At 75.3% G+C, this 538-nt stretch carries 1 protein-coding gene; it reads right to left on the bottom strand.

From position 1 onward, the window contains the following. Positions 1 to 538 (bottom strand): hypothetical protein (locus tag GT354_RS47510; protein WP_202513103.1); only part of this gene is annotated, 538 nt, incomplete at both ends.

Raw genomic sequence — 538 nt, 5'->3', positions numbered from 1 at the left:
GCGCGCGCGACGTGTCCCAACCGCACAGCGCGCTGCCGTCGTCGGCGAGGGTTCGCGCGACCTCGTCCGCCTCCGCGCCCGCGTGTCCGGCCTGGGCCCGAGCCAGGACCAGGCCGGCGAGCGCGCGCTGTTCGGCGAATCGATGGCCCTGTACGTGCGCCTGGGCTCTGGCCTCGCCGAAGAGCGTGGCCGCCTGCCGCAGGTGCCCGCGCTCCAGCGCGATCCGACCGTGGACCCAGCCGAACCACACGACCAGCGCCGGTACCGGTGCGCACAGCAACGCGTCCCGGCCCTCGACGAGGATGCGCTCGGCCTCGTCCGGACGCCCGGCCTCCAGGAGTGCCCAGGCGATCAGGTACGAGCTGCGGGCGGGATAGAACACCTCGGTACGGTCGGTGAGTTCGCGGTGCACGGCGTAGGCGGCGCGGGCCGTGCGGACCGCGTCCTCGGGTCGGGCGCGGGCGAGTTCGAGGCGCAGCCTGGCTTGGAGGTGCAGCACCAGATCCGGGCCCGGCCGGTCGTCGGGGTCGGGGGAGGG

The sequence above is a fragment of the Streptomyces sp. SID3343 genome, from assembly GCF_009865215.1.
Lineage (GTDB): Bacteria > Actinomycetota > Actinomycetes > Streptomycetales > Streptomycetaceae > Embleya.
The sequence above is the reverse complement of the archived record's forward strand: the minus strand, read 5'-3'. Positions and strand labels throughout refer to the sequence as shown.